The sequence below is a fragment of the Gracilimonas sp. genome (genome assembly GCF_031581265.1).
Lineage (GTDB): Bacteria > Bacteroidota > Rhodothermia > Balneolales > Balneolaceae > Gracilimonas.
The window spans coordinates 1-20,977 of record NZ_JAVLBQ010000044.1 but is presented as its reverse complement, the minus strand read 5'-3'; the positions used below and the strand labels follow the sequence as shown (position 1 = coordinate 20,977).

19 protein-coding genes are annotated in these 20,977 nt (G+C 41.6%); 9 read left to right on the top strand and 10 right to left on the bottom strand.

The window, feature by feature from the left end; genetic code table 11:
* The 4 genes from RI561_RS12630 to RI561_RS12615 all read left to right on the top strand — a co-directional run.
* The coding region (locus RI561_RS12630) for a hypothetical protein (RefSeq protein WP_395080607.1) at positions 1-208 on the top strand (208 nt) is incomplete at its 5' end.
* A 138-nt stretch (positions 209-346) separates the two neighbouring features.
* On the top strand, positions 347-451 hold the full coding sequence (locus RI561_RS12625) for a GIY-YIG nuclease family protein (protein WP_395080606.1): 105 nt from the start codon (positions 347-349) through the stop codon (positions 449-451).
* A gap of 204 nt (positions 452-655) precedes the next feature.
* Positions 656-1,933 carry a SpoIIE family protein phosphatase gene (locus RI561_RS12620; protein ID WP_395080605.1) on the top strand — a complete coding sequence of 426 codons (1,278 nt, stop codon included), beginning with the start codon at positions 656-658 and terminating at the stop codon, positions 1,931-1,933.
* 925 nt (positions 1,934-2,858) lie between these two features.
* Complete coding sequence (locus tag RI561_RS12615; RefSeq protein WP_395080604.1) at positions 2,859-3,275, top strand: hypothetical protein; 417 nt, start codon at positions 2,859-2,861, stop codon at positions 3,273-3,275.
* Positions 3,276-3,501: 226 nt separating this feature from the next.
* On the opposite strand, the gene RI561_RS12610 is transcribed toward RI561_RS12615, so the two are convergent.
* A complete protein-coding gene (locus tag RI561_RS12610; RefSeq protein ID WP_395080603.1) occupies positions 3,502-4,137 on the bottom strand; it encodes a class I SAM-dependent methyltransferase in 636 nt (211 codons plus the stop codon).
* A gap of 142 nt (positions 4,138-4,279) precedes the next feature.
* Between RI561_RS12610 and RI561_RS12605 the strand changes: the two genes are divergently transcribed.
* Entirely contained in the window at positions 4,280-5,785 is a 1,506-nt protein-coding gene (locus RI561_RS12605; RefSeq protein WP_395080602.1) for a hypothetical protein, read from the top strand.
* Positions 5,786-5,851: 66 nt separating this feature from the next.
* On the opposite strand, the gene RI561_RS12600 is transcribed toward RI561_RS12605, so the two are convergent.
* Together RI561_RS12600 and RI561_RS12595 are read right to left on the bottom strand one after the other, a co-directional pair.
* Positions 5,852-6,295 (bottom strand): copper chaperone PCu(A)C, encoded by a 444-nt coding sequence (locus RI561_RS12600; protein ID WP_395080601.1) that lies wholly within the window; start codon positions 6,293-6,295, stop codon positions 5,852-5,854.
* On the bottom strand, positions 6,292-6,867 hold the full coding sequence (locus RI561_RS12595) for an SCO family protein (protein ID WP_395080600.1): 576 nt from the start codon (positions 6,865-6,867) through the stop codon (positions 6,292-6,294). The genes RI561_RS12600 and RI561_RS12595 overlap by 4 nt, the downstream gene beginning before the upstream one ends.
* A 69-nt stretch (positions 6,868-6,936) precedes the next feature.
* Between RI561_RS12595 and RI561_RS12590 the strand changes: the two genes are divergently transcribed.
* Complete coding sequence (locus RI561_RS12590) at positions 6,937-7,443, top strand: hypothetical protein (protein ID WP_395080599.1); 507 nt, start codon at positions 6,937-6,939, stop codon at positions 7,441-7,443.
* A gap of 6 nt (positions 7,444-7,449) precedes the next feature.
* Here RI561_RS12590 and RI561_RS12585 read toward each other — a convergent pair whose 3' ends face one another.
* The 3 genes from RI561_RS12585 to RI561_RS12575 form a co-directional block, all read right to left on the bottom strand.
* A complete protein-coding gene (locus RI561_RS12585) occupies positions 7,450-8,373 on the bottom strand; it encodes a cation diffusion facilitator family transporter (protein WP_395080598.1) in 924 nt (307 codons plus the stop codon).
* Between the two features lie 309 nt (positions 8,374-8,682).
* Positions 8,683-9,141 carry a hypothetical protein gene (locus tag RI561_RS12580; RefSeq protein WP_395080597.1) on the bottom strand — a complete coding sequence of 153 codons (459 nt, stop codon included), beginning with the start codon at positions 9,139-9,141 and terminating at the stop codon, positions 8,683-8,685.
* Positions 9,142-9,185: 44 nt separating this feature from the next.
* Complete coding sequence (locus RI561_RS12575; protein WP_395080596.1) at positions 9,186-10,463, bottom strand: M14 family metallopeptidase; 1,278 nt, start codon at positions 10,461-10,463, stop codon at positions 9,186-9,188.
* A gap of 104 nt (positions 10,464-10,567) precedes the next feature.
* Here RI561_RS12575 and RI561_RS12570 point away from each other — a divergent pair, with 104 nt between their 5' ends.
* A complete protein-coding gene (locus tag RI561_RS12570; RefSeq protein ID WP_395080595.1) occupies positions 10,568-12,523 on the top strand; it encodes a BamA/TamA family outer membrane protein in 1,956 nt (651 codons plus the stop codon).
* Between the two features lies 1 nt (position 12,524).
* On the top strand, positions 12,525-17,066 hold the full coding sequence (locus tag RI561_RS12565) for a translocation/assembly module TamB domain-containing protein (protein ID WP_395080594.1): 4,542 nt from the start codon (positions 12,525-12,527) through the stop codon (positions 17,064-17,066).
* A 270-nt stretch (positions 17,067-17,336) separates the two neighbouring features.
* Here RI561_RS12565 and RI561_RS12560 read toward each other — a convergent pair whose 3' ends face one another.
* The 3 genes from RI561_RS12560 to RI561_RS12550 form a co-directional block, all read right to left on the bottom strand.
* Positions 17,337-18,248: an MBL fold metallo-hydrolase gene (locus RI561_RS12560; RefSeq protein ID WP_395080593.1), complete on the bottom strand. Its 912-nt coding sequence runs from the start codon at positions 18,246-18,248 to the stop codon at positions 17,337-17,339.
* A 302-nt stretch (positions 18,249-18,550) separates the two neighbouring features.
* Positions 18,551-19,216 carry a YitT family protein gene (locus RI561_RS12555; protein WP_395080592.1) on the bottom strand — a complete coding sequence of 222 codons (666 nt, stop codon included), beginning with the start codon at positions 19,214-19,216 and terminating at the stop codon, positions 18,551-18,553.
* Positions 19,217-19,588 carry a co-chaperone GroES gene (locus RI561_RS12550; protein ID WP_395080591.1) on the bottom strand — a complete coding sequence of 124 codons (372 nt, stop codon included), beginning with the start codon at positions 19,586-19,588 and terminating at the stop codon, positions 19,217-19,219. It abuts the gene before it with no gap.
* A 98-nt stretch (positions 19,589-19,686) separates the two neighbouring features.
* Here RI561_RS12550 and RI561_RS12545 point away from each other — a divergent pair, with 98 nt between their 5' ends.
* Positions 19,687-20,547 (top strand): SDR family oxidoreductase, encoded by an 861-nt coding sequence (locus RI561_RS12545; RefSeq protein WP_395080590.1) that lies wholly within the window; start codon positions 19,687-19,689, stop codon positions 20,545-20,547.
* On the opposite strand, the gene RI561_RS12540 is transcribed toward RI561_RS12545, so the two are convergent.
* Positions 20,540-20,743 (bottom strand): hypothetical protein, encoded by a 204-nt coding sequence (locus tag RI561_RS12540; protein WP_395080589.1) that lies wholly within the window; start codon positions 20,741-20,743, stop codon positions 20,540-20,542. The two genes, RI561_RS12545 and RI561_RS12540, sit on opposite strands and share 8 nt — an antisense overlap.
* Between the last annotated feature and the right edge of the window lie 234 nt (positions 20,744-20,977).

Sequence of the window (20,977 nt, the reverse complement as noted above, 5' to 3'; positions counted from 1 at the left end):
CGAACAAATGGGGCACTCAAACCTGAAGATGACACTCCAATATTTGCAGTCATTAGGTAAGAAGGTCAACCGCCGCTACTTCCACGATCTCCGCTTCATCAAGCCCGCTTTGAACCGAATACAACGCATCATGAAACCCGAACTTATATCACCGTTAGCCCTTCTTTTACCCCCTATTGTGTTATTATCCTGTTTTCTATTTCCATAAAAGAATAAAAAACAAACCCCGAAACTCAACTGGGGGTCGAGGGGTCGCTGGTTCAAATCCAGTCGTCCCGACATTTACACAGAAAGGGACGTTAGCATGAGTTAACGTCCCTTTTTTAATTTACTAACGGGAGTATATATGCCTTTCTATGCTTACATGATTAAATCTGAATCATCCGGGAAACATTATTTTGGTCACACTTCAAATTTAGAAGAACGACTCGAAAGCCATAATTCAATTTGAGCGGTAGAAAAATCCACTGACCTAATTTTACTTTCTCTTCTAACCCTCCAACAAGTTTACCCTATTTATAACGAAGTAAGGAATTGATATTTAATCCTTTATAATTTCGGTTATTTCTTTTTTATTTGATATGAATTACAAAAGACTATATTAATACGTTTGTATGGGTTTAATCAGTTGGAAACTATAATTAATGGGTAGGGTATGACAATAAGTTCAAAATTAGTTAGTGCAGATCAGGTTAATCTGCTGATGGAGTTGGTGAGTAAAATTAATTCTAATCTTGAGTTAGATAACTTACTGCTCGAGATTATGAATTCTTCTAAACAAATTATGGAATCGGAGGCGAGTTCCCTTTTCCTGCTTTCCGATGACGGCAAGGAGTTAAAACTTACTGTTCCTACAGGACCCTATACAGCCGAAATTTCCGGAATTACTTTTCCCGCTGACAAAGGCATCAGTGGCTGGGTTGTCCAAAACAAGGAATCTGTTGTTGTTCATGATGTACAAAATGACCCCAGGTTTGGTGGCGAAATCACGAACGATTCCAAATTCAAAACAGAAGAGTTGGCATGCGTTCCTCTTATCAATCACAACGGGGAAGTTATTGGAGCTTTACAAGCAATTAACAATACCAACGGAGACTCCTTTTCCGAAGAGCTTCTCCCTATTTTTCAGACCTTAGCGAATCAAGCTGCTATTGCTATCGAAAATTCTAAACTTCAGCAGCAACGCATTCAAAATGAGCGTCATGCCAAGGAGATGGAAGTTGCAAGAACTATACAATCCGGTTTTTGGCCTGACGAAAAACCGGACATCAAAGATTACAGCATCGCCGGGGTCAGTAATCCAGCCCAAAGTGTGGGCGGTGATTATTATGATTACATCCATATCCCCGACAGCAAACGATGGGGATTTACCGTAGCTGATGTTTCCGGGAAGGGAGTACCGGGGGCATTACTGATGGCTACGCTGAGAGCCTGTCTGCGATCAAATGTTGAACATCATGAAAATGTCAGTGCCTCTGTTCAAAAGGCCAATAAACTTATTTGTAAGGATTCTCCATCTGAAAAATTCATTACTGCATTTTATGGTGAATTAAATCCTGAAACCCACACTTTTAATTATGTGAACGCAGGACATAACAACCCCTTTCTGCTTGACCCAAATAGTGAAGAACTCATACAACTTGAAATGAGTGGTATTATGCTGGGGGTGTATGATTCTGAAGAATTTGAGGAATACTCTCTTACCTTGGAACCGGGACAAAAATTGGTACTGTTCTCGGATGGAATCCCCGAAGCTCTAAATACTGAGGGTGAGTTCTTTTCTGATCAACGTTTCGAACAATGGCTAATTGAACACCGGCATCTCTCCCCTCACGAAATCCTCTCTCAACTTTTAGATACCATTGAAGAATTTACTGACGGTGAACCCCAAAGCGATGATATCACCATCGTTATTCTTGGTCGTGATAACTAGCCGAATTTTTATGGTTTAATTTTGAGGGGTGGTCCGGCATACGGTCTAAAATACACAGTTGAAATGATTTAACGTGAGTTCGAGATAAGGCCGTTGATATTATCATCCTTGTAGATGTTAGATAATTAGAGACAACTAATAGATAGTTTCTTTAAATAATACGGTAAAGTCCTCCCTTGAGGGAGGTGCCTGACTGAGCGGATGCGAAGTCTGGCGGTGGGTGTTGGTGCTAAGGGCAACACCTCTTTTACTATTTTATTATCCCCATTAGCTTTAATTCTGAGTTGTATCAAATTACATTTTCCTTGGCGCCAACACCCCTCAAAATCAGTCAGGAACAACTGACTGATTTATCTCCCCTCCAGGGGAGACTTCACTTTTTCAACATTTGTCATCGAATTATCTAACATCTACAATCCCGAGTAGCCTAAAATTAGCCAAAGAAAACACTGCCTTACACGAGGGATCTCAACGTCCTATTAGGGATGTCATTCAATCCTTGAGATCCATCGCGTTCACCCCAACATATCGGATATAACCCACCGGGCGCTCTGGGTGACAACCAAGAGCTATTTTATCTCGAACTCACATTAATTTAGATTTCGATAGAAAAATCTTCCCTTTTTTAACTCCTAAATCAAATACAGCTCGGTTTAGGCTCTAATCTCTCGTCTCATAATAATTCTTTATCAGAGAATAATATCTGCTCATATCTGCATACTATCCAGCTACTTTATTAGAAAAAACAATATTCAGAATTTAATTATTAGAGATTATTAATTCTAATTATTGTAAAAAGACAATCTCATAACATTTTAAACCTATTTTTAGCTTAAAGGAGCTTCATTTCTGGATTTATCACAATATTAGAATTTCTTAATATTAAAAAATATTAATATATTGGTCTTAAGATAAAACAGAGACCATGAGAGACATTCTTTTTTCCATATTATTCCTTTTAGCCGCCTCCTTTATTTTTCCGGCTTATTCACAAGTAACCGCAGTTATGCAAGCAAGAGTAGAGATTATCAGCGGGTCAGGAATATCAGCCATACAGCAACCGACTATTGACCTAAATAATGCTAATACCCTGAATGAAATTAATACCGGAGGCTTTTCATTAGTAACGGCTCCCGGCACAAATGTTCAGATTCGTATCGAAAAGGGAAATGATATTATCAATGAGTTTGGAGAAGCAATAGAATTTGAGTCTTTTATTATCAACCAGCTTTCTTCTGATAACGGTGAACATCAAGTTTCTCTAACAGGTAAGCTCAAAAAGCTTCAGAAGCTAAACGGCCAGTACAAAGGATCTGTAACTGCTGTTGTTGAATATCTTTAAAGTAGCACAGCCATTGCAAGCTTTGGTTTTTCCGACAAAAACACACACCCCCACCTTATCGGCTCAGCACATTATTTCACCCCTTTAAAAAATTAAAAGGATACCAATCCGACCGGGCAGCCCCTTCGTATGTTGTGGTGTTAAGGTTAGTATTAGCATATTAAAATATACCCAGTTAGTATTACTCCGAATAGCTCAAAACCTCCGTCCTGACAGACGGGGGTTTTTATTTTTTGGCCTTAATTAAATAAAACCGCCACATGCCATATTTCCAGTCTTTGGCTTTTTCCACAGATAACAAATTATCAAACAGGATTTTAGTCATTTGATCTATTGAAAGCGTCTGAATTCGTTGACTGACTTTAAACTTTATAAAAAAATTATAGAGTTTGAAAAACCCTTTGCGGTTCCAGTCTAATATATAAAAGTGCCCCCCGGGCTTGAGTACCCGATGGATTTCTGATAACACTTTTTCCGAATCCTCATAATTATGAAAAGCATTTAATGAAATGACGATATCAAATGTAGAGGATTTGTAGCTCAGATTTTCAGCAAAGTCTTCTCCAAATTCGATATTCTCCCTGCCACCGAACCTTTGCCTTGCAACATCCAGCATTTTATCCGCCACATCGTTCAACACCAATTCAGAAAACGGCTTTTCTTGTTCTGTCAAATATTTTGCTAAAAGGCCGGTTCCCGCACTAATGTCTAATATTCGGTCTTCAGGATTGACTTGGATCTCATCTATTAACCTTTCGTGTGTGTGAGTCAAATAATCGGTCCATTTCTCTTCATAGGTATTTGCCTCACTATTATAAGCTTCGGCTGTTTCCTGGGATTTATCGCTTGTCTTTGTGTTCAAAATAGTTTTCTAAAATTTATGCCTGTGAATTAAACAGACCTTCGTTCTCGATCAATCCAAATAAAATCGAATTTCGTGCAATCTGCTTCTGAATTCGCTTCGTATTAACGGGTGACAGATAAATAAAAAACAAAACCCAATTATGAAATCACTAAACAAACTATATATAATTCTATTAGCATTTGGATTAACATTCACTGCTTGTAATAATAACAGCGGCACAGATGAGGAAGAAGTTTTTGTTCCTTCTGTAGAGGTTAATACACAAGGCACTTCTAACGGTAATCAGGTTACCATATCCGAAGTTGAATCTCCGGAAAGTGGTTGGATTGTTATTCACAGGTCTAATGCTTCCAGCTCAGGACCACAGGTCCCGGAAATCATCGGGAAAGCCATGGTTGAACCGGGCTCAAATTCTGATTTAATTATTCAGCTTGAGGAGGGTGTAGCCAACGATGAAACTCTATGGGCCATGCTACATGAAGACACCGGAAATATTGGAGAATACGAGTTTGACGGAGAAAGCGGTTTAGATCAACCGATCGTTTTCGAAAATGAAATAGTCATGAGTTCTTTCATGATCACTCAAACAGATCCGGCGATCATGGTCTCGAATCAGGTTAACCAAGGCAATATTTTCACTGTTTCTGTAAATGCCGCAGAAGATGGATGGATCGTCATTCACGGACCGAATGCAAATAACGACGGCCCCCAAATTCCTGAAATCATTGGGAAAGCTCCTGTTCAGGCCGGAATGAATAATAATGTTGAAATTTTATTGAATGAAGGCGAATCAGTTTCTTCCGGAGATAACCTGTTTCCCATGCTTCATTATGATACCGGCGAAATTGGTGTCTATGAATTTGACGGTAACAGCGGTTTGGATCAGCCTGTATTCTTTGAGGGTAACATCGTTCTCAGTTCTTTCGAAGTACTCGAAAACACCTCTGAACTAATGGCTGAGAACCAAACCGTAATGAATAATTCCATTACCGTTGATGTTAATTCTGATACCGACGGATGGGTTGTTGTTCACCGCTCTAACGCCAGCAACGATGGACCACAAATCCCAGAAATCATTGGAAAAGCTCCTATTGAAGCCGGAATGAATAATGATGTCCAAATTACTTTTGATGAAGGTGAAGTTGTTGAAGACGGCGAACAACTATGGCCAATGGTCCACTTTGATACCGGAGAAGAAAACGTGTATGAATTTGACGGCGCAGGCCCACACGACCAACCCGTAATTACTGCCAATGGTATCCTGATGACCAATATCACTGTGAATGGTTCAGCAGCTTCCATATCAGTAAGCGACCAAGCTGTAGATAATGGATCAATTACCATCTCTGAAACCAACACCAATCAAATCGGCTTTGTCGTTCTTCACAGAGATACGGGGGATGATGCGCCTGTTGTTCCAGCCAGTATCGGTCATGGCCAAGTTTACTTAGGCCAAAACAGCGATCTGGTTATTAATCTGGATGAAGGTGAGACTTTGGAGTCAGGAGAAAAAGTATGGGCAATGCTTCACATAGACAATGGTACCATTGGTTCCTACGAATTTGACGGTTCTGAAGGCTCCAATGACCCTCCCGTATTTGATGAATCTAACAACATCGTAATGGTGCAGTTTACGATAGAATAAGTAAGCTGTGGTTTAAGTGATGAAGGCTGTCGGATTTCCGGCAGCCTTTTTTATTTCAGCTTTTCTTTAAGACTGAACAGGAAGCATTTTAACCAATGAACCGGCCTGGGAAAATTCTAATTCAATGCGGACTGAATCTCCTTCAGCTAAATCTTTTTGCAAGCTCATCAGCATGATATGAAGTCCGCCTTGTTGAAAGGTTATACTTTCTTCAGGCATCAAAATTACTTGTCCGCCCGGCCTCATGCCCATCATCCCATCATCTGTTTCGTAAGATTCATGAATCTGGGCCATTCCGGCAACAGGACTTTCAACCGAAAGCAGCGTATCAGGAATACTCAATGTATTGGCATACCTGAAATAGGCAGCACTTGTCCCGCCTTCACCTGCAGGTCTTACTCTCTCTTCGTTCATTTCTTCAGAATTAATAGTCTCCTGATTCGCAGTATCATCTGTTTTGCAGGAAATTGTAATCAACAAAAGGGAGCATATCAGTATAAATGGCTTCATCGTACTTTATTTAGATCTTCCTGGACGACAGTGGGGATCACCTTTTGGCTTCCGCCGTACTCAAATATTACTCTCGCTTGTTTATCCAAAACCATAATTTTATCGGAGTGATTTATGAAATAGAGTTCTCGCCCATCGCCGGTGGTATCTCGCATGGAAACCTGGCTTCTGACACGTGCGCTGTCCATCAAGGCAAATACTTCGGTTGAATCTCCGGTCAGGAAGGTGAAGTTCTCTCCAACATTAAAAGCCTCACCGTATTTCCTCAGCGCTGAAGGGGTGTCCCGCATTGGGTCAAAAGTAGCGGCCACAAATTGCACGTCCTCCGGGTAATTCATGTCTTTTTGAATTTGAACAAGGTTCTGTGTGATGAGCGAGCAAATATCAGGACAATTGGTATAAATGAATCCCATCACCACGTACTCGCCTTCAAAATCATCCGGGAAAGTTACGGCTACACTATCTTGGTTCAACAATTCAAAAGAGGCATCGCCCATATCTTCAATAACTTCAGGCTGATTACCACACGCTAAAAATAGAAATGGAAATAAGAGTACAACTAATTTTTTCATGATTTGAATATAAGAGTGTTCATGAATAACTTAGGCATTGTCACTACAACTAATCAATGCCATTTATCCATGAAAAATTATTTTAAGATTTTAGCTCTTTTAATAACTACCATATTTTTGTTTATAGGTATAGCCTGCCAACAGCAACAACCTTCGGAGATGGGCCATATGGACAGCGATGAACAATATTTGGATGCAGTTCCACTGATTTACCATATGTCTTTTATGCAGCGCTATGCTACTAAACTATACTTTTCGGGAATGGCAGAAAACTGGGAGCTGGCTGATATCTATGCTCACGAAATTGAAGAGCTTTCTGAAACCATCATAGATGGAAATCACATGGATGACGGAATAGATGTAAGCGGATTACTAGAAAGCATGCTTCCTCCCCAAATCGAACTGATTGAAGAGGCCATTGATGCCCAAGACCGACAAAGGTTTGAATCCAATTATCAGACTATGATTCAGACCTGTAATCAATGTCACCAAGCGGCAAATTATGGCGCGGTTAAAATAACAGTGCCTACATCTAATCCATTTGCCCAAGATTTTTCATTGCCGGAGAAAGAATAATTTCCTTCAGTGCAAATGAGCCAATTCATGTTTGTGGTCTCCGCACGGCTCAAATTCAAATTCCAGGGTGCTGTGCGATATTTCAAATGAATCGTGAAGCTTTTTTTTGATGGATGATTTGATGTCTTCCATCTTTCCCAGGTCTTCTTTTTTGATCACAACATGACTCTCCAGCATCGTACTGTTTTCATCCAGCCTCCATACATGTACGTGATGAACACCACATACCTTATCCACGCTATTCATAGTTTGAGTTAACTCAGAGATATCAATATTCTCCGGTTTCGATTCCATCAAAATATCGATCGTTTCGCGCAGCATATAATAGGAATGCCAAAGAATATATCCCCCAATAACCACCGTCAAAATAGTATCAACGATGTACCACTGATATTGTAAAATCAGCCAGCCGCCAATAATCACTCCCACCGACGAAAGCCCGTCAGATAAAATATGGATGAAAGCACTGCGCATATTCAGGTTATCCTTGGACTCTTTCCAGAGCAAAGCTGCGGTCACAAAATTCCCGATTAACCCTACGATAGCCACCCAAAACATGGTAAATCCGTCAATGGGCTGTGGCTCTATAAACCGCTCAACTCCCTCTTTGATCAGAAACAGGGCAACAATTACAAGTGTAATCAGGTTAATGAAAGCGCCTATAATTTCAGCCCGTTTGTAGCCAAATGTTTTAGAGGAACTGACCCCCTTTTTTGAAATCTTTTTGGCCACCAACGCTATTCCCAGCGACATCGTGTCGTTGAAATTATGAACCGCATCAGAAAGCAAGGCCAAACTTCCGGAAATAATGCCACCGATTAATTCAGCAATTGTTATAGCCAGGTTCAGAAATATGGAAACCCATAATTTCCAAATCGAAGAGTCTTTTACATCGGGGTGATGGTGATGATGTTTATGATTGTGAGCCATTTAACTATGGTTGGCTTTCAAATAATTTTTTGCGGTTCAACATGAGATTTTTGACCACAAGTTAATTTCCTATTCTTGCGAACCTGAGTTCGATTAAAAAACCTATTGCTAAAGTATCGAAGTTAATCCTTTAAGCAACCTCGCAGCGTCTTCCCGAATAGTCGGGATGCGAGCGTTGCGACCGAACGCTGCGAGGTCCTTCGGACGCTCGCAGGGTCTACATTAGTGCTTACTCCACTGATAAGCTCACTTTTTATAACCGAACTCAGGTTACAAGGAATGCATACAATCTTGCTTTTCCATTTTGTCTTAGCCAATAAACCAGATTCCGAAACTTCCAACCAATGAGAGTACAAACAATGCATACGCTTGCTTCACCGGCTTATCAGGCAAGTAATTATATAGCGGATTTTCAGTGAAAAAGGCTTCCAGCTGTTCCCTCCTTGTTTTCTCATCCTCATCCAGCTCTTCTTCTCTTTTCACTAAAACCTCGGCATCGCCCTGAACTGCCTCCAGGCTTTCGTTTAAAAAACCGGCAATCGTATACTGATCAACTTTGCCCAGATTACTTAAAATAAGGTACGCCGGAGTCCCAACCATAAATATGGCAATGCTGACAATAGATTTATCCCAGACCGTCAGCTCCAAAAATTCTCCCAAAATCATGCTTATAAGTGCCGCAAGTCCCATTATGCATAATAAAGCACTTAAGACAAGCCGCAGCTTCCAGTTTTGAATGCCTTCCAGTAAAATTTCGGATCCTTTCATTTCAACCCTATTACTTTATCTCAACTAATATGAACAACCCTGATTTAGTTATCAAGCGTTTTTTGCTCCCAATCTTCCAGCAATATTTCCATCAGTAATTTTGCCGCCGACCGGGACACTTCTTCAAGCTCATCTTCCCCAATCTGATCATTAACTTCATAGGTTACCGCATCAATGCCAAATGTATGAAAAAACCAATTCTTTGCAATGGGTGAAGATGTATCAAACTCCTCTACCCGAAATTCAATTTCAGGATGTGATTCTATTATTTGCTCAACCCATCGTTGGGTAACATTGTCCGGGCTGGTTTTTACCTCCTCATTTATTGGATAAAACAAGTTTTCATCGGTAGAATGAAAATCGATCCCATAAAACATATGTCGATTGTCATTTTCTTTGATGGGGAATAATGCATCCCGTACCGTCTGAGTCTCCGGTTGGTTGAAGTTATTCCAGTCTCGATTCAGGTCAACCCCGCCGGCATTATGGCGCCATTGTCCCAAATCAACCCCATCGGGATTTAACATCGGGAATGCTTTAATTACAAAAGTCTGCCTGAATTCCTTTGCCAGTTCACTGCCTGAAGTCAGCTCTTCCAAAAAATGCAATGAAGCCAAATAGCCCGTTACCTCTGGTGGATGTTGTCGCCCCACAATGGCCAACACCGGAGCTTCAACCTGATCTTCCACTTCTGTAATTTCCAATTCCCATATCGGGCGCCTTTTTTTGGATTTTCCTGCCTCTTTTACATCAGTAAAGCCATTATCAATAATACCGCGTTTCGCCAAATCCCCCATCAGCCCGGATGAAGTATGCAAGGGTTGAGCGCTAATAATGACAGGATCAGGGGCAAGCATTATATCAAACGTGCCCGTTCCATTTGCAGAGTCGTAACGTACATCTAGTTCTAATTCCTGCTTCCAAAGGCTATCGGGATGGGTTCGGTATAAAAGCTTTGGGATATAGCGATGCGTGGCATCCGCATAATTAAGCCTTATGGTTGCCGTTCTAATGGTATCACTCCAAACCTTAAAGGCGAACCAGGGACTATTGTTTATTGGAGCATTTTCCGGCGCTACAAAAACCTCAATTAGGGAATCATTCAATGCATAAATATCATTAGCCCGCGCGCCCTCAAATTCATTACTGATCCACACCCTCGGAGAGTCTATCCCAACAACCCGGCGGTGTTGGGGATCAATTTCTTTATCAGTTGTGTTAGTAACATCAGGAGGATCGTATGAAAATCCTGTAAATTCTTCCGTATTTTTACATGATGCTAAAAGCAAAGCAGTTATACAGAAAAGGACAATTTTATTCATTTTTTGAACCATAATTTTATCACCTTTAGCACTTCATTATAAAACAAAGGTTTCTAAGATAGCAAACATTACATTATACTTATCATTCATTAAGATATTTACTTTTGACGATCAATAAATCAAAACCAGCTATCCATCTTTTACTTTTGACGGCATTTTTAGTGATGCCTTTTCTGCATGCCATAGCTCAGGAAGAACCGGAAGTACCCCGGGTATGGAACGTAAAAATAGAAGGTAATGAAACTTTCGAAGGGCTCGTGCTCCGCAATATAATTTCAAATGAATCTCCCTCTCCCTTTAAACGGTTTGTTTTTTGGAAAAAACCAGGCATGCTCCTAAATGAAAATGATGTAAGGCGTGATGTTGTTCGCATCGAACGCTTTTATCAGCGCCGGGGCTTTGATGATGTCGAAGTTAGATATCGAATCGAAGATTTGTCTAAAGAATGGCGTAAAAAAGTTGTATTTGAAGTTGCAGAAAACCAACCAATACGCATCAAAAATGTACAGTTCAAAATTGATGCCTCACCCCGTGATAGCATCATCATTTATGATGACCAAAAGATAGCGTCCATTCGGCAACGCCTTCCCTATCGCCAAGGGCGACGCTATGAAACCGTAAACCAAGCCGAAGTGGTAGGAAATTTAGAAAGTGCCCTTAAAAATATGGGTTACCCATATGCACAAACAGAAATTCAGGCTAAGGTTGACAGCATTTCAAAGTCTGCAAATATTACCCTTAAAAGCATACCTGGGCCACGTGCACGCTTCGATTCTGTAATTGTAGATGGGGCCAATAATTTACCTCGCAAGTATATTGCAAGAGAAACAGGTATTCAAAAACACGAACTTTTCAGTGAGAAACAACTCAGAGAGGCACAGCGAGAAGTTTTTAATCATCATATGCTTCGTTTCGCCATTATCTCTATTCCGGATCAACCTCAAGATTCCCTTATAAATATAAAGGTACGGGTCAGGGAATCTCCGCTGCGCTCTATACAGCTAAGTTTTGGAGTTGGTAATTTAACCCGAATTGAAAATTTCTGGGATGATTTCTACAAACTTTTTCGGGGACAAGTAAGCTGGACGCACCGAAATGTTCGTAATCGGGGAGAACGTTTTACGATTTCGGGCAATGCCTCAGCCATCGAACAGAGACTGGGTGTTGACTACCTAATTCCCTATTTATTCAACACTAAAACCTCTTTGATTTCCTCACCCTTTATTAGCCATCAGTTAGAACCTTCGTATGAAATTCTGCGATCAGGTATCATTAATAGTTTTGTATATCAGTATAGTCCAAATTTCACCGGTACAGTTTCTTATGAATTTACGCTGAATGATGAAACAACCCGCAGTTCTCAAGAAAGTTTACCTGATAGCATCCAATCCTATAATGTATCCTCTTTCAACCTTAATGCTTTTTATTCAAAAGGACTGACCCGAGGGCAAACCGGATGGTCATTCCAGCCTTCCTGGGAAATTTCGGGCCTGTTCAGTGAATCAACTTTCAGTTTCCAGGAAGTGGGTCTGGATGCCCGAAAATTCACTCCGCTCACCAACAATATTGTATTTGCCAAAAGAATCAATTTTGCCGGCATTTATTACGCAAAACAAGATTCCCTGCCTTCCGACATCAGAGTGTACAATGGAGGCACCAACTCAGTACGAGGCTGGAACCGACAAGAGATGGGGCCAAAGAGACCCTTTTTTGATGAAGACGGAGCATTTTTACGTTATGTTCCTGTTGGAGGAAGAGCCACTTTTAGTTTTAACACCGAACTTCGGTTTCAGCTAAACCAGCTTATCAAAGGGTTTGGCATGGCAACCTTCTTAGATGGCGGACAGGTTTGGAGGAATTTTACAGATATTGGAACCACTTCCATTCAGTTTGGGGTGGGTGGCGGACTCAGATATCAATCACCTATTGGTCCTGTCAGGGTTGATGTAGCATACAAGGTCAACCCCTCCGATACCGATCTTCAGATTTACCAAGGGCAAAATTATGGCAGTCCCTGGGACCGCTGGGGTATTCACTTTAGCATTGGGCAGGCATTTTAAGATGAGTGAATCCAAAAAACATACCAATTATCGAAGCTTGAAAACCATTGGATGGGTCCTGCTGGCATTTATCCTGTTGATTTCTGCATTACGTCTCTCCTTAAAGTGGAATGTTGTCCATGATTTCACTAAGAATCAGGTTGAATCTATTGGCAATCAATCGTTAAACGGAACGCTGTCTATTGGTGATATTGACGGTGATTTGTGGAAAGATTTCAAGGTATCAAACATACATATCATTCAAGAAGACACTATCCTTGCCCTGGATTCCCTCCACATACAGTACAATATCTGGGGGCTTTTGGGAAGCACTTTTGAGGCATCGGCAATTAATGTATCAGGGATGAAGCTCAACATCATTGAAAAGGAAAATGAGCTTTTTAATATACAGGAACTTGCTCAATTGGATACCACCGAAACCGAGCCGTCACCATTTGGAGTGATTGTTGAAACTTTGAATGTGAGTGAGGCCTCATTCTTTGTTCAGTCTCCGACCTATTTACCGGACTCAACCCTTTCTGTAAATCAGCTGAATGCCACAGCCGGGTTTTCCTTTACGGACGAATCCTCTGTTTCCCTTTCCTCACTTTCATTCAAACTCATTGAAGGACGATTACCAGAACCCATCACCGTCCAAACTTCAGCCTCCTACAACAATGACCTCATTTCCCTAAATCAGCTTGTTATTGAAACCGGTCGTTCGTTGCTGAGTGCTAATGGAAATAGCAACTTGCAGGATTCCAGCTTTACTGCTGAAGCCGAAGCACTCCCATTCTCCTTCAAAGATCTCAATCCCTACCTTGATACCGCACTTCCGAATGAAGAACTTACCCTGAACCTTCGAGCCGGGGGCACTATGGATTCACTGCACGTAAAAGTACAAGCCGAGGGAAATGGCTTTGATGATTTACTTCTCATATCTGACCTTTCCTTTTCGGAAAAACCTATGCTGAATAAATTCGGAATTTCCGGCAGAAACCTGGATATCGCTTATTTTACCCAAGATTCTGTTCAAGCCTTGGTCCGTGATTTTAGTGCTTCTGCTGAAGGAAGTTTAAATGAGGATTATACCAATGCGGACCTCACCTGGGGATTCACCCTCAATGAAATTAGTTACCAAGATTACCGCTTTGAAATTCTATTTGGCAGCGGAACCTTAAAGAAGGATAAACTCCTTGCAAACTTTCAGCTTAGTGATGGTCGAGACCGGATCATTTTAAATCCTGAAGTTGATGCACTTTGGTCCGATAATCCTTCCTGGAAAGTTTTGGCGAATATAACGGATATCAACCTTGCCTGGTGGCTAGACGACCCTGGACTGCAATCAAATATTAGCTTTAGGTCTCAAATTCAGGGTCAAGGTTTTGAGCTTTCAGAGCAACCATGGACGTTTACACTCTCTCCGACCCATACCATTAAAAGCTCTTTTTCAGCTAAAGATGCAAATAATCCACAACCTTCAAATATGCAGCTGACTCATGTAACGGATTCCATCACAATTGCCGATCAATCTTTTTCTGATTTCAACCTCAAAGGGAGTATTTCCAAAGATTCGGTTTCTGCAGAAGGATTTCTTCAACTACTTAAAAGTAAAATCAATTTCACTGCTTCTGCTGCAGACTTCCTGGATGAGATCCCAACATTCAACTACCAAATGGATGCGCGGAAATTCAACCTAAATGAAGTTGCAGTCCTTGAAGACCTGTCGAGTTCCATAAATCTAAACATTAAAGGCTCCGGAAGGCATTTCAATCCAGAGGAAATGCATATGGAAACGAATATTCTCATCGATTCCAGCTACGTAAATGGGGCCAATTTTGATCTGCTTGACATCGATGCTTATCTCGACCAAAACATCCTGACCATTCGAAATGGAGAGTTAGTCAGTGATATTATTTCCGGCAGCTTTACGGGACGTCGAAACATCCAAGACCGAACGGATCCTGACAATAATTTTGAGTTGAATACAGAACTCAAGAATCTGCAACCCTTAGCTTCTCTTGCAGGTGCTGAAATTCTAAACGCTTCAGGAACCATTGAAGGCAACGTTACCGAAATTATTGAAAATGAATTACTCTTTGACGGTAATATAGGATTGAATGACATTCGCTACGATTCATTATTTACTGCAGAAACTATTGAGGGAACCACCAAAATTTCTATTCGTGAGGAACTGGGCTATGACCTTTCATTGAATGTGCAGCAACCCACTTTTACCAACATCACCCTGCAAGATCTTGAATTTAGTTCTATAGGAACTTCAAGCTCAGATTCTTTATCCGGAATATTCAATTTCGATATTATCAGTGAAGATGCCGGGAAAATTATACAATCCGGCAGCTACGATGTTAGCTTCAAAGAACTTAATTCAGCTTTCACCTGGAATGATATCCGCCTCCAAACACCGGGCAGTGAACTCATTTTAGAAAAACCATTTACAGTATCCTATAGAAATGATGCCATCACCACCGATACCCTTTCTTTAAGCGCTGCAGATGGAACTTACTTCACTCTCTCTATTCCATATGCCGACTCTGTTAGTCAGCGAGCCTGGGTTCGTGGAAGTGACTTTAATTTTGGTCAAATCCAGGAAATAGCATTTGGAGAACGATTTATCAACGGCATGCTCTCTGGAAATGCATCCATCCATAACTCCCCAGATTCACTAAATGGGACCGGTGCTATTGAAATAGCAGATCTGTCTTACATGGATACAGAATTGGAACTGCTTAATCTGAATTTTGATATCAAAAATGAACGATTAAAATCTCAGCTTTCGGTCATTATGAATGGAGAAGAAAAAGTAGGCGGTTTTCTTGATGTTCCTTTTGCTGCAAAAGCCCCCGAAGAACTGGATGACTCCTTTTTTGCTGAACCGGTACGTGGAGAACTTTTCATCAACCCCGTTCAGCTCACTGAATTTAAGAATCTGATGAGCGCGTTTGACGTCACCGAAACCAATGGCATCCTCAGCTTTAATGGTTCCCTCTCAGGTACGGCAGGTCAACCGAATTTTAATGGGGCATTTGATCTTAAAGAACCCGTACTCTCCGGAATTGCCATTGATTCAGCCTCAGCAAGCTTCAATTATCATCACAATGATGAGATGATAGCAGGCTTATCCGAAGTGTATGCAAGAGGACAAAAGGCGGCTTCTATTAATGCTGAAATCCCTGTCTCAATGGACTTCAGAACTTTTGAAATGAACATGCCGGAGGAAGATGAGCAATTTTCACTGAACCTGTTGACTAACAATTTCAACCTTTCTGTTTTTAATGACTTTCTTGATAAACAATATTTAAACAGACTTCAGGGAACTTTGAATGCTAATGTACAAATTTCAGGCACTAAAGATAAATTAAGTCCACAAGGGTTCTTGCGATTACAAGACGGTCAGCTTGGAGTTCCCATTGCAGGTATTACGCTGAGTGGAATTACATCCGAACTTCAACTCTCCGAAAATAGTATAGAACTCAATCGACTGAATATAAGAAGCGGAAGCGGAAATTTTACGGCAAACGGGTCCATCAATCTGGATGGAATCACCCCTTCAGAGCTTAATATTAACGCAAAAGCAACCCGATTCAGGCTGGCCAACACCGCCGATTATAACCTCACCATCGACCTCGACAGTCAACTTTCAGGAAATCCCATGCGGCCCAAAGCGTCAGGAACACTCACCGTGAAAAGTGGTTTTGTGTACTTACAGGATTTTGGAGAAAAATCGGTTGAAGTAGTGGAACTTGAAGGCGAAGACACCTCTTCATTCAGCCCTTACGATTCCCTTGCTATGGATATGCAATTTGTCATAGAACGAAACTTCCAAGTGAGAAACAGCCGGTACCTGGATCTTGAAATTGACCTAAGCGGTGAACTGGATGCCCAAAAACAAACAGACAGCGAATTAGAGCTTTTCGGAACACTGAACGCCGATCGCGGTTATGCCCGACCTCTTGGCAAGCAGTTTAATTTGGAAGAAGGGCGATTCACCTTCAGCGGTCCGATAACGGAACCCAATTTATATATCAATACCAGTTATGTGCCTCAATCATCCCAAAAACAAGGCGATCCTATTATCCTATATTACATCATTGAAGGCAATGCTTTGGAGCCGGAATTCAGGTTTGAAAGTGAACCAACCATGGAACAGCAGGATATCATTTGTTACACCCTGTTCAATAAACCGTGCTATGCACTGGAATCCTGGCAGCAGGTGGTGAGCGGAGGCAGCGGTTCATCTCCCACCGATTTATTGGTTGGCGTATTACTGGATGAAGTGGAAACACTGGCCACCCAGGAACTGGGAATTGATGTGGTTCAGATCGAAACCACCCGCTCCGGAACCGACACCGGGACTTCCATTAAAACGGGTTGGTATCTAAACCGAAAAACCTTCTTTGCCATCGTTAATGAGATTAGTGGTACAACTCCAAAAACCATGTTTATTCTCGAATATCTGCTGCGTGAAAACCTGGATCTTATCATCACCCAGGGAGACGATAACCGGCAAGGAATTGACCTGAGATGGCAGTACGATTATTAATTATTTCATAGTGTTAATGTGCTGAAGTGTTACGGTGTTATGGGTTTAAAGTAAACAACCATAACACCGAAACACAAAAACACCTGAGCACCGTAACAGATCAAAACCTAATAACTGCACGTTTCCCCATTACAGCATTCATCCGCATTTATCCCGCAAGCGGCACACTGCCCGTGACCATGCACCCAAATCAATTCCGCCATTTGACCACAAAACTGACATCGGCGTTTTTGGGGTGAGCCGGACGCTTTTTCAGTTTTCTTTTTTGGATTAGTTGTCTTCGATAAGTTCTGCATAAGCCACTTCTACATTTGCACTCAGGGGGAGTCGCCATCCCGGAGCTTTAAATTCTTCAAAACCATCTAAAGTTTCAATATTCATCAGTTCTTCTTTGGATTTTCCATCCTCAATGCCTTCCTGCGTATAATCAAGTAAGGCCTGTAGGAAATCCCTCTTTACCATCAAATCTTCGTTGGAACCGGTAACTCCATAATCAGAGTTTCCATGCCCGAATATATAAATCGTATCAGAAGGCAACTCACCGGCAACCGTTTCCAGTGTGGTTATCCAATTAGCTATTGAAGCTCCCGAACCCCGATCAATAAATGGATGAGCGCGGTTAAACATGAGGTCGCCCATATGGGCCACATTCGCCTTTTCAAAATAGATAACCGTATCACCTCCGGTATGTGCGGGTCCATAGTGTTTCAAGTGAACCGTTTCATCCCCAATATCTTCACTCCAATAATCTTCAAATAACGTTTCGGGATAAACCTGGGCATCCAGTGCTTCCTGACCACTTCGCTCCGCTGCGGCTTTCTGTAGATCAGGGACATTTTGGTGGGCTACAATTTTGGAAACCTTCTCCCAAAACACCGGATTACCTGCAGTGTGATCTCCATGGTGATGCGTATTGATCAGCATATCAAAAGAAAGGTCGGTCATTTCTTCCAGTCCGGATACGCAATTTTGGGCTGATTCAGGAAATTGCGAGTCAATGATCACTACCCCTCCGGCATTTACCAACCAGCCGATAGTTCCTCCACTTCCGGTAAACGTCCCTACATTTCGGCGAAGTGTGGTAAACGGGTTGTCCTGTCCCCTGGCAAAAAGTTTATGAACAGGAAGTGTTGCTGCGGCTCCCATTAAAGTTGATTTCAATAAAAATTCCCGACGTTTCATAGGCTCATGATTAAATTAAAAAAGATAACACGCTGGAATTAACGAAAAAATTCGCAGTATTCATTCCCAGCTTAAACCCAACCCTTCCAGGTTTAAGGCAACCAAGCCTAAATCAAGTTACCTGCTCAAAACCTTGGAAGGGTTTACTATAAATCACAATTCACCTCGCTCCTGACGCTCCGCGTCGGAACATATACAGGGGTAATCGTAACGACGCGGAGCGTCAGCACGAGGTCTGGGAGGGCTTCGATAAGGAATTAAAAGTTTGAAAATTGGAATTTGTCCCTTGAAAATTACTTCCCTTAACTCATTCCGCGATATCGCCCGGGCTTGTGGTTTATAGCTAAAATAATATTTAAGGCAATAGCTGCCAACACCGAAAAAGCCAGTGCTTTCCAATCCACGACGAAAAAAGCGGCTAAAATGATAAGCGTATCCGCCACCATCTGGAATTTACCTGCACTGATCTGAAAATATTCCTGTACATAAATAGAAAGGATATTCAATCCTCCCAGGCTTGCTTTATGCCTAAACAGCATCAGCAATCCGCTTCCAATCAGGAAGCCTCCAAAAATAGCAGCAAACCACGGATTGATTTCCCCAAATTCAAAGATCTTCGGGATATATTCGGTGAGAAAAGAGACTCCCGAAACCGCCAAAAAGGTCTTGATAGTAAAATCCCAGCCCAACTTTTTGATAGCCAGTAAATAGAAGGGAATGTTAATCACAAAAAAGACCGTACCGAATGTCAGGTCAGTGGTGTACTGTGTTAAAAATGCCACCCCAGCCGTTCCGCCTATCAGGAAATTCATGTGGGAGAATATGGCAATCCCAAAAGCGGCCAACAAAGAACCTATTATAATTCCCTGCACGTCATCTATTATGGAATGCTTTTGGTTTTCTGATTTGGGATTTGATTGCTCTTGTTGTTTTTCTTCTTGGATGTCAGCGTTGTTCTCTTGGTTCATTTAAATGGTTTGTTCATCCCTGATCAATAACAAAATAGCTGCGTGGGGGACGATGATATATTTCTCGTTTTCAAATTCAATTTCGTACGCCTGCTTTTTCAGAAAGATTGCCAAATCTCCCTTTTCTGCCTGCATACCTATGTATTTGGTATCGGTGCTGCCTTTCCAGGTTTCTTCAATATCCGTGTTTGGAATGGGATAACCGGGACCGGTTTTCACGATATACCCGCTTTGAATTTCTTCCTTTTCTTTCACTGAAGCCGGCAGTACCAATCCGCTGCGGGTATGGGTTTCCATTTCTCTTGGCTTGATGAGCACTCGGTCGCCCACCACTACAAATTTCTCTATCGAATTAAGGTATTCTTGTATCATAGTAGTTCATTGTTTAACTGAGATAAAGATACGGAATTTGACACTTTGATAAATCGTTTACGTACTATGAATCGAACTTTCTCAAACAACAATGTATCATGCAAAACAAACTCTGTATTGTAACCGGGGCCAACTCAGGAATTGGATTTGAAACCACCAAGGCCCTGGCCAGGGAAGGAGCCTATTTAGTGATGGTGTGCCGAAATGAAGACAAAGCCCGGTCCGCCAAACAGGATATTATTGACGCCACCGGGATTGCCGGCGTCGATATCGTTTTGTGTGATTTTGCTATCCAATCGGAAATCAGAAAAGCAGTTCAACAAATTAAAGCCAACTATGATAAAATTGATGTACTTATCAACAATCATGGGTTTTTAGCTTCTGAACGAAATGAAACGGTGGACGGACTGGAAGAGACCTTTGCCGTCAACCACATTGGCTACTTTTTGTTTACCAATTTATTACTGGATCACCTCAAAGCAGCCGAAAGTGCCCGGATTATAAATGTGGCCTCCGAAGCCCACCGCGCCGGGGAATTTGATCCGGATAACCTGCAGCTTGAAACCGGCTTTCAGCCTTACAAAGCCTATGGAAATTCAAAACTGTTTAACATCCTTTTCACCAAAGAATTAGCAAAACGCCTGAAAGATAGTTCCGTTACGGCCAATAGCCTGCACCCGGGAGTTGTGGCTTCCAATTTTGGTCAAAGCGGAACCTGGCTGATGAGCCTCCTTTATACCATCGGAAAACCCTTTATGCGATCCAATAAAAAAGGAGCCGAAACCTCGGTTTATCTGGCTACTTCAGATGAAGTTGAAGGCGTAAGCGGTCGTTATTTCAAAAATAAAAAGGAGACCACCCCAACCCGTATTGCACGAGATGATGAAGCGGCGAAAGAGCTATGGGAAATCAGCGAGAACCTCTGCGACTTGGATGATAGCCCGCCGTTACTTACTTAAAGTTGATCTTAGTGATGGCAATGCCGGCAAGCATTACAACGCCTGAAATTATAATTGGGGTATAATCGCCCGTGCTTACGGCTACATCGGCCCCAAAAACCTCAAATGATTCTGATTCCTGGTAATAATTGTAGCCGTAATAGATCATACCCAGTAATCCGCCTACCGTTAAAATATTTCCTATCGTTTCTTTCATTACAAAATATTTAGTGATTCTTTACTGACTATAACCTTTTTTGATATAATTTGTTCCCCTTTCTAAAAACCTATTTAACCTGATTTCGAGTTATGAGGCTTGAAATTGTTATCCTTGTAGATGTTAGATAATTCGATGGCAACTTTAGTATTTTTTTAAATAATACGGTAAAGTCCTCCCTTGCCTGTCCCGTACACGCTTGTCGGGGAGGGAGGTGCCGGACTGAGCGGATGC